10 protein-coding genes and 1 pseudogene are annotated in these 8,903 nt (G+C 61.4%); 3 read left to right on the top strand and 8 right to left on the bottom strand.

Annotated elements, in window-relative coordinates:
* Together R6T97_RS08785 and edd are read right to left on the bottom strand one after the other, a co-directional pair.
* A pseudogene (locus R6T97_RS08785) lies at positions 1–210 on the bottom strand (keto-deoxy-phosphogluconate aldolase); the annotation flags it as partial.
* Positions 211–294: 84 nt separating this feature from the next.
* Positions 295–2,100: a phosphogluconate dehydratase gene (gene edd, locus R6T97_RS08780; RefSeq protein WP_410348914.1), complete on the bottom strand. Its 1,806-nt coding sequence runs from the start codon at positions 2,098–2,100 to the stop codon at positions 295–297.
* Positions 2,101–2,266: 166 nt separating this feature from the next.
* On the opposite strand from edd, the gene R6T97_RS08775 reads away from it, so the two are divergent.
* The 3 genes from R6T97_RS08775 to R6T97_RS08765 are packed head-to-tail and all read left to right on the top strand — an operon-like array spanning position 2,267 to position 4,611.
* Positions 2,267–2,821: a DUF6778 family protein gene (locus R6T97_RS08775; protein ID WP_410348913.1), complete on the top strand. Its 555-nt coding sequence runs from the start codon at positions 2,267–2,269 to the stop codon at positions 2,819–2,821.
* 45 nt (positions 2,822–2,866) lie between these two features.
* Entirely contained in the window at positions 2,867–4,072 is a 1,206-nt protein-coding gene (locus R6T97_RS08770; protein WP_410348912.1) for an RSP_2647 family RNA methyltransferase, read from the top strand.
* Positions 4,069–4,611, top strand: coding sequence for an RSP_2648 family PIN domain-containing protein (locus R6T97_RS08765; protein WP_410348911.1), 543 nt, complete (start codon positions 4,069–4,071; stop codon positions 4,609–4,611). Before R6T97_RS08770 ends, R6T97_RS08765 begins: the two co-directional genes overlap by 4 nt.
* A gap of 89 nt (positions 4,612–4,700) precedes the next feature.
* On the opposite strand, the gene R6T97_RS08760 is transcribed toward R6T97_RS08765, so the two are convergent.
* The 6 genes from R6T97_RS08760 to R6T97_RS08735 all read right to left on the bottom strand — a co-directional run.
* Positions 4,701–5,387: a M48 family metallopeptidase gene (locus R6T97_RS08760; RefSeq protein ID WP_410348910.1), complete on the bottom strand. Its 687-nt coding sequence runs from the start codon at positions 5,385–5,387 to the stop codon at positions 4,701–4,703.
* A gap of 39 nt (positions 5,388–5,426) precedes the next feature.
* The gene (locus R6T97_RS08755) at positions 5,427–6,092 is read right to left on the bottom strand and encodes a DedA family protein (protein ID WP_410348909.1); all 666 of its coding nucleotides are present in this window, start codon (positions 6,090–6,092) and stop codon (positions 5,427–5,429) included.
* Positions 6,085–6,444, bottom strand: a complete 360-nt coding sequence (locus R6T97_RS08750) for a hypothetical protein (protein ID WP_410348908.1) — start codon at positions 6,442–6,444, stop codon at positions 6,085–6,087. The genes R6T97_RS08755 and R6T97_RS08750 overlap by 8 nt, the downstream gene beginning before the upstream one ends.
* A gap of 9 nt (positions 6,445–6,453) precedes the next feature.
* Positions 6,454–7,641: a vWA domain-containing protein gene (locus tag R6T97_RS08745; protein WP_410348907.1), complete on the bottom strand. Its 1,188-nt coding sequence runs from the start codon at positions 7,639–7,641 to the stop codon at positions 6,454–6,456.
* 3 nt (positions 7,642–7,644) lie between these two features.
* Positions 7,645–7,815, bottom strand: coding sequence for a hypothetical protein (locus R6T97_RS08740; protein ID WP_410348906.1), 171 nt, complete (start codon positions 7,813–7,815; stop codon positions 7,645–7,647).
* A gap of 14 nt (positions 7,816–7,829) precedes the next feature.
* Positions 7,830–8,903 (bottom strand): DUF2927 domain-containing protein (locus tag R6T97_RS08735; protein ID WP_410348905.1); only part of this gene is annotated, 1,074 nt, incomplete at its 5' end.

Raw genomic sequence — 8,903 nt, 5'->3', positions numbered from 1 at the left:
CACGACACCGCCGGGGACAGCAGCCATTTCGCGAATGGCGTCAAGGGCGGCAGGCGTGCGCAGCGTGACTTCAAGCGCGGGCAGGCCGCCCGCGACCAGTGCGCGGGCGAGGTCTGCGGCAATGCTGGCGTCATCGACGACGAGAACGGGCACCACAGGGGCCAGACGGCAGACTTTTTCGGCTGCGGCTGATGCGTCTTGAGGGGTCATGGTTTCGTTCCTTGCGTGTGGTGCCGGTTGCGGGGGCAGTTGCCTCCGGCGGGCGTTTTGTCCAAGATGAAAAGGGGGCGCCGTCTAGACGACGACGCCAGCCCCTTCAGCGGCGAGGCCGACATTCTGGCGGAAGACTTCAAAGAGTTCGCGTCCGACGCCGGTGCCGTTGCCGCTAAGATCGGCCGTGGCCGGGGTGCGGGTGGATAGATCGACGTCCTTGACTTCGATCGTGCCGGTTGTCGCATCGAGCCGGATGATATCGCCGTCGCGAATGAGAGCTATCGGGCCTTCATCCGCCGCTTCGGGGCAGACGTGGATGGCCGAGGGGACTTTACCGGATGCGCCGGACATGCGCCCGTCGGTCACCAGCGCGACCTTGAACCCGCGGTCTTGCAGCACGGCGAGTGTCGGGGTCAGCCCGTGCAGTTCGGGCATCCCGTTGGACTTGGGCCCCTGAAAACGCACGACGATGATGGTGTCTTGGGTAAATTCGCCTGCCTTGAAGGCGTCTTTGACGGCTTCCTGGGTGTGGAACACGCGGGCAGGGGCCTCGACGATTTGGCGCTCGGGGGCGACGGCGGATGTCTTGATCACACCACGCCCGAGATTTCCGGAGAGCTGCACCAGCCCTCCCTGGCGCTGGAACGGATCAGAGGCAGGGCGCAGGATTTTTTCGTTCAGCGATTTGCCTGCACCGGGGGCGTAGCTGATGCGCCCGTCCACCAGTTTGGGTTCCTGCGTATAAAGCGCCAGTCCCTGACCACCGACGGTTTTCGTGTCGTCATGCAGCAGGCCCGCGTCGAGCAGTTCGCCAATCATATAACCCAGCCCGCCTGCGGCATGGAAATGGTTCACATCGGCCAGCCCGTTGGGATAGACCTTGGCCATCAGCGGGGTCACTTCGGACAGGTCGCTGAAGTCCTCCAGATCAAGGATCACGCCTGCGGCCCTGGCCATGGCGGGCAGGTGGATGACAAGGTTGGTGGACCCGCCTGTCGCCATCAGCCCGACGATGCCGTTCACGAAGGCCCGTTCATCAAGGATATCGCAGACAGGCGTGTAATCATTGCCGAGGGCGGTGATTTCCAGTGCGCGCTCGGTCGCGGCGGTCGTCAGTGCGTCGCGTAGGGGCGTGCCGGGGTTGACGAAAGAGGCACCGGGCATGTGCAATCCCATGAATTCCATCAACATCTGGTTGGAATTGGCCGTGCCGTAGAAAGTGCAGGTACCGGGGCCGTGGTAGCTTGCCATTTCCGCCGCCATAAGCTCATCTCGCCCGATATTACCCTTGGCGAATTCCTGCCGCACGCGGGCCTTTTCGTCGTTGGGCAGGCCGGAAACCATCGGTCCTGCGGGCATGAAAATCCCGGGGATATAGCCGAAGGTGGCTGCAGCCATCACAAGGCCGGGCACGATCTTGTCGCAGACACCAAGGTAGACGGCTGAATCAAACACGTTGTGGGACAGCCCCACGCCAGCGGCCAGCGCGATCACATCGCGCGAGAAAAGCGACAGTTCCATACCGGTCTGGCCTTGGGTCACACCATCGCACATGGCAGGCACACCGCCTGCCACCTGCGCCGTGCCACCGGCGGCGCGCGCTGCGGCGCGGATCAGATCGGGGTAGGTTTCAAAGGGTTGATGCGCCGAAAGCATATCGTTGTAGGCGGTGATGATCCCGATGTTCGGGCTCCGTGCGTCGGTCAGGGCATCCTTGTCACCTCCCATGGCTGCATAGGCGTGGGCCTGATTGCCGCAGGTCAGATGCGCACGGCGCGGCCCTTCTGCGGCAGCGCGGGCCATGGTGTCCATATATTTCCGGCGCGTCCCTTCGGAACGGACACGAATGCGGTCGGTGACTTCGGCGATTTTGGGGTGCAGGGGCATGGCATCCTCGGCTGGTTTGCTTTTGACTTTCACATAGCATGACGTGTTAGCGCTAACAAGGGTTCATATTGCCGCAAGATCGATGGTGAATCGACACAGTTGTGGATTTTACACTCTCAAAATAGACATGCTATGACAGCGGTTAACAGAGGGGAGCGGCATTTCAATGCAGCGCAGAGCAGTCATCATATCACTTACCATGCTGGGATTGACGGGCTGTGTCTCGGGTCTGGGCATCGAAGGGACGGCGCGCCCGCAGATGGACCGCTCTTATGCGCTGCGCGGGTTCAGCTTTGCCGCTCTGGAAGGCCTTTCAGTGTCCGAGAGCGAGACGTTCTATCCCGATGCCGATATCGTCTGGCGCGGTGATCCCATGGGGCCGCGTATCCCGCAGATCGCCGCCATGTTCCAAGAGGCCGCCGCGCGCACTCGTCCGGTAGTAGACGACGCTGTTCCCGTTGATGTCGATGTGACACTTGTCCGCTTTCACGGTGTGACCAACCGGACGCGCTATACTGTCGGCGGTGTTTACAATGTGGTCTTTGATCTGACGATCCACAGGGCCGGATTTGACGAGGTGATCGAGCCTGCGCGCCGGGTTGTCGACAATCTTGATGCACCCGGTGGGGAACGTGCAGGATTGCTGGAACAGTCAGGACAGACGCAGAAAGTGCGGGTGACGGATTTCCTGACCACTTTGCTGCGTGCGCAACTGGTCTGACCGATGCCCCTTTCCAGCCGCGTCAAGAGCGGGTAGGACGCGAGCATGACAGAACAAACACCCCCCGAACACCCCGTTGTCCGCTTGATCCCGAAAGCGGAGGCACGGGCCATCCGCCATGGTTTTCCTTGGGTTTTCGCCAATGAACTGGTGACTGATCGCCGGACCCGCAATCTGACGCCCGGCACGATCGCCCGGCTGGAAGATGCCAACCGCACCCCGATGGGTGTGGTGACGGTCAACCCCGCTTCGAAGATCATCTGCCGGATGCTGGATCAGGACCCTGATGCGGTGATTGATCAGGCGTGGTTTGCAGCCCGGCTGACCCGCGCCTTGGCGCACCGTGCGCGGCTTTATGCAGAACCCTATTACCGGCTTGTCCATGCCGAGGCCGATGGGTTGCCCGGCGTGATCATCGACCGGTTCGGTGATCTTGCCGTGATACAGCCGAACGCGGCTTGGGCGGATATGTTGATCGTGCCACTTGTGGCGGCCTTGCAAGAGGTCACTGGCGTGACAACCGTGATCATGAACGGGACCGGACGGGCGCGCACGCTGGAAGGGCTTGAGGAAAAGACCGAAAGTCTGCTGGGCGCGGCACCTGATGGCCCGGTGGCTGTGCCGATGAACGGTGCTGTTTATATGGCCGATGTGATGGGCGGGCAGAAGACGGGTCTGTTCTTTGACCAGCGCCCCAACCATGCGTTTGTCGCAGGCCTGTCCAAAGGCGCGCGGGTGCTGGATATGTTCAGCCATGTCGGTGGCTTCGGTCTCGCGGCCTTGGCGGCTGATGCGGGCTCTGTTCTGGCGGTGGATGGCTCTGCGCCCGCGTTGGAGCTGGCCGCGCAGGGTGCAGCACAGATGGGGGTTTCAGACCGGTTTGAGACGCGCAAGGGCGATGCGTTCGATGTGCTGACGGCCTTGGCCGAAGAGGGCGCGACCTTTGATGTCGTGGTCTGTGATCCACCGGCGTTTGCGCCGTCCAAGTCTTCTCTGGACGCCGGCCTGCGCGCATACGAACGGATTGCGCGGCTTGCGGCACCTTTGGTGGCCGAGGGCGGGTATCTGACGCTTTGTTCCTGCTCGCACGCGGCGGACCTGACCAAGTTCCGCAATGCATCCGCGCGCGGGATCGGGCGTGGCGGACGGCGCGGACAGATTATCCACACCGGCTTTGCCGGGCCGGATCACCCTTTGCTGCCGCATCTGGCCGAAAGCGGTTACCTTAAGGCGCTGACATTTCGCCTATGAGGGTGATGATCGATGCCTGCGTGCTTTATCCCACGGTAATGCGCGAGGTCATGCTGGGTTGCGCCAAGGCCGGGTTGTTCGAGGCACGCTGGTCGGCGCGGATTCTGGAAGAATGGGCGCGGGCGGCTGGCAAATTGGGACCGGCGCAAGAGGTTTGGGCGCGGGGCGAGATTGCGTCGCTTGGCGCCCGCTTTCCGCAGGCCATCGTTCCTTATGATCAAGCACAGGAGCGGCAGTTCTGGCTGCCCGATCCGGCGGATATTCATGTGCTCGCGGCGGCTGTCGTGGGGTCCTGTGACGGCATTCTGACGATGAACGCCAAGGATTTCCCCAAAAATATTCTGGGTGATGCGGTGCTGCTGCGCTGGGACCCTGACGGGTTCGCGCTATTGTTGCTGGCGCAGGCCCCGCTTCAGGTCCGGAGCGTCGCCGAGACGGTGCTGGCGGAGGCGAACCGGCTGTCACCCGCGCCATGGTCCATGCGGGCGCTGATGAAAAAAGCGCGGATGCCACGGTTTGGCAAGGCTTTGGAGGCATGACGCCCTGAAAGACGCGGCTGTGCCGGTTGTCAGCGCAGGAGCCTCCGGCGGGAGTTTTCGGGCCAACATGAAGAGAGACGCCGCGTGTTCTAGCTGGCGTTCCACTTGGCTTCATTCGCCTCGATCGCGGCGATACGCTGTGGTGTCTTGGGGTGGCTCATCATCCATGCGGGTGTGGCTGCCCCGCGTGCACCGGTGAGGTTTTCCAGTTTCTTGAACAGCGACTTTTGCGGATCTGTGCCGATCCCTGCCTTGACGAGCAGAGCCGAGGCATATGCGTCCGCTTCGAATTCGTCCTTGCGTGACAGGCCTGCCGCGAGCAGGGACATCAATGCGTTGGCGATCCATGGCCCGACGCCGGGAATGAAGCGACCGAGGATCATCGCAAGCGCGGTGCGCATGGCGTTTTGCCCCGAAAAGTCGATCATGCGCCGCCGCGAATGGCCCAAGGCCACATGCCCCATTTCATGCGCGATCACGCTGGCCATTTCTTCGGAGCTGACTTCGCCTGCGCGGTATTTGTTGAAAAAACCGCGCGTGATAAAGATGCGCCCGTCAGGTGAGGCAAGGCCGTTTACCGGTTCGATCTCGTAGATATGCACCCTGATCCTGTCGATATCGAGCGCCTTTGCCATCCGGTCCATCAGTACCTTTAGGATCGGGTCGGCAAGCTCGGTCGAATTGCTGTCGAGCTCGCGTTTGGTACGCCAAACCGAGAAACGATACATCGCAAGTCCGTAAAGGACCGCCAGCAGGATAGGCATAAGCTTAATCATATCTTTGATATGGGCGCGCGCGCGGGTTTCTCAAGTCTGTCAGGAGGTTTCATCCGCGACATTCGGTGCACTTTCTCTTGACGATTTGCGGCATCGGCGTCTGGCGGCCTTTCTATCGCGCGCTTTACTGGCCCTTACCAGCCAGATGCCGAGGCCTGCGGCCACGACACCTGCGGCAAGAAAACCCGACAGGTTGCCCAATACGCTGGCGATGGCCGACATATTATCGGCAAACACATAGCCGAGGCCCACATAGACCCCGACCCAGACGACTTCGCCCGCCATGGCCCACAAGGCAAAGCGCGGCCAGTTGAACTGCGAAAGTCCGCCGAGATAGTTGATATAAGGCCCCAGCGGTGCCACCAGCCAACGTGAGAAGAAAACACCGATCCCGCCCCACTTGTCCATGAAGGCCGCAGCCTTGGCCCGCAACGCGGCCCGTTTGGGACGTGCCTGAAGCCAATGCTCCATGCGCAGCCCCAAGCGCCGCGCGCTCCAGTAGCCCAGATTGTCCCCCAGCACCGCACCGCAAAAGGCAGCTGTGGCTGCTGCGATCAAAGACAGATCACCCGCTGCGGCAAATCCGCCGGAGGCCAGCATCAGAAGCGATGACGGCACCGGCAAGGCCAGACAGCTGAGGAACGTCACCACGAAAAGCAGCGGTACGCCATAATCGGCGGCAAGACCCAGAATGAGGTCATTCATCGGTCTGGCCCTGATCCCACGAGGCGGCAGCCGCCGTGATCCGCTGCTCCATCTCGTCCAGCGTCAGGCCGATTTCAGCGGCAATCGTTTCAAGCGACGCACGCCGCATCGGGCCGTCAGGGTCAAGCCCCCACGCGGCTCTGACCACCTCGGGCGGGATATCGTAGGACTGCGCCACGTAGCGCGGGGTCATCCATTCGGCGAGTGTCTGGTTCTGGCGGGCAGGGTCGGACCAGTAGATATACTGTGTCACGGCCCGCACCCCGAAAAAACCGGTCAGGCCAAGAACGGCCACAAAGGCCAAAAACGCTGCGCGGTTGTGGGTCCAGAGGTCTTTGAGCCGGTGCCGCATTGTCTGTTCCTAACGCCCGAGTGTCCGCATGCCTGCGTCAATGCCCGCCAGTGTCATCGGAACCATGCGGTCCTTGCCGAAAATCTCTTGGATCATCTGGATGGACTGTGTGTAGCGCCAATAGCGTTCATCCAGCGGGTTGATCCACATATGGTCGGGCCACTGATCGCGGGCCCGTTCCAGCCAGGTATGGCCGGCCTCTTCGTTCCAGTGTTCATTGGCACCGCCGGGAAAGGCGATCTCATAGGGCGACATGCTGGCGTCGCCCACGAAAATGCATTTGTAATCCGGCCCATAGGTGCGCAGCACGTCCCATGTCGGGGTCCGGGCGTCCCATCGGCGGCGGTTGTCTTTCCACACCCCTTCGTAAAGGCAGTTGTGAAAATAGAAATATTCAAAGTGCTTGAATTCGGATTTTGCGGCGCTGAACAGTTCTTCCACCACCTTGATATGCGGGTCCATCGAGCCGCCGATATCAAGGAAAAGCAGGACCTTCACGGCATTGCGCCGTTCGGGGCGCGTTTGTACGTCCAGATAGCCGTGTTCGGCAGTGGCGCGGATGGTCCCGTTCAGGTCTAGTTCCTCATGTGCCCCATCACGGGCCCAGCGGCGCAGGCGCTTGAGCGCGACTTTGATGTTGCGGGTGCCCAGTTCGACGGTGTCGTCAAGATTGCGGAATTCACGCTTGTCCCAGACTTTGACAGCCCGCTGGTGGCGGCTTTCCTTCTGGCCGATGCGCACGCCTTCGGGGTTGTAGCCATAAGCCCCGAAGGGTGATGTGCCTGCCGTGCCGACCCATTTTGACCCGCCCTCATGGCGGCCTTTTTGTTCTTCGAGCCGTTTCTTGAGCGTCTCCATCAGTTTGTCGAAGCCGCCCATCGCTTCGATTTCGGCTTTCTCTTCATCGGTCAGGTGCTTTTCGGCAAGTTTTTCCAGCCATTCGGCAGGGATATCGACGGCATTCATCACCGCCGCGTCGGGGATCGCGTCCAGCCCTTCAAAGGTGGCGGCAAAGGCGCGGTCGAACTTGTCCAGATGTCGTTCGTCCTTGACCATGATGGTGCGGGCCAGAAAATAGAACGCTTCCACATCATAGATAGCCAGCCCTGCCTTCATCCCTTCCAGAAATGACAGAAACTCGCGCAGGCTGACGGGGACACCGTTGCTGCGCAGGTTGTCAAAGAAGGGCAGAAACATGGATCACACCATGCTGCGCTGCAAGATGATCAGAACGAACAGACCGATCAGGCCGAAGATGATGGCAAAGACAGCACCCCATTGCAGCATGTCCTTGCCCTTGCCGCCACGGGCCTTTGCGCGCAGCGCGCCCAGAATTGCACCGATGAGAAGTCCGGAAAGCGGGAAGATCATGCAAAAGCCCTTTGTCAGGTTGGGGGCAGAGGTGGAGCCAGCGACGCAATTTCATTGAGCCGGTCAATCACCTCGTCCCGGTCGCCGAAGCCATAAAGCGCCCATCCCAGACTGTCCAGACGCAGCGCCATGCCTGCGTCAGTGTCGCCCTTGAGATCGAGGGCTTCGGCCTTGAACATCATCAAAAGAGACATCAGGGCTGCATTTTCATAGCGCGCGGCCACATTGATGGCGGGTGTCGTGATGGCGATGGTTGCATCCACATCGCGTGAAATCAGCGTAAAGGCCGCGAGCTGCAACGCGATATGGGCCGAATGTATTTCGGTGACCGGGCTTTGGTCGTAGGCGCGGCGTGCTGCGGTAAAGGCCCCAAGCGCGAGGGACGCATCATTGCCGATCTGCAGGCGGCCATAGGCATAGTTGGCAAACCCTTCGCGGGGGCCGGTCCAGCCCAGTGCCTGCCCGATCGCAATCGCGCGGGCGGCGGCCTGCCGTCGGCGCGGCTCCGACACCTGGTTGCCAAGCGCATCGGTCATGGCATCGATCCATGCCCGCGAGGTTGCCGACGGGACAAGGCCGCCCGGTCTTTGGCCGCGCGGATTGATCTGCGCCAGTATCGTCGGCAGGCGGTTCGCCACTTCGGTTTCGGTCATGCCGCTGCGCAGTTCCGGTGCGTAATAGGCGCGCAGCATCAGCATATCAAAGCCGGTCAGAACGGCATGGATATTGTCGTCGTTGAAGACGGAATCCGGCAGGCGGTACAGATCGTTCAGCGGGCCGAGCGCCTGTGCGAGTTCCTCGTGCAGGCAATCGCGGATTTCCTGCGGGGTGACGTCTGAGGGGATGAAGATCGCGGCCTTTTCGCGTTGCCGCAGGGTCGCCCAGTTCAATGTCTGTGTATTGCGGGCTGCCCGCAGCTCTGCCCAGCTTTGGACCCGAGGCACGACGAAACAGGCCGCGTTGGGGGCTGCGCGCTGCAGGGCAAGGTTCGGGACAGCCTCGATCGTGATATTGGCGTCGGGATCATTTGTGAGGCGAATGTCGATGCGGGCTTCGCGGCGCAGCCGTTGCAGGAGTGCGGCAAGGTC

Origin of the sequence: Yoonia sp., from assembly GCF_046498525.1 — a bacterium.
Lineage (GTDB): Bacteria > Pseudomonadota > Alphaproteobacteria > Rhodobacterales > Rhodobacteraceae > Yoonia.
This window is presented reverse-complemented; position numbering and strand designations above follow the sequence as displayed.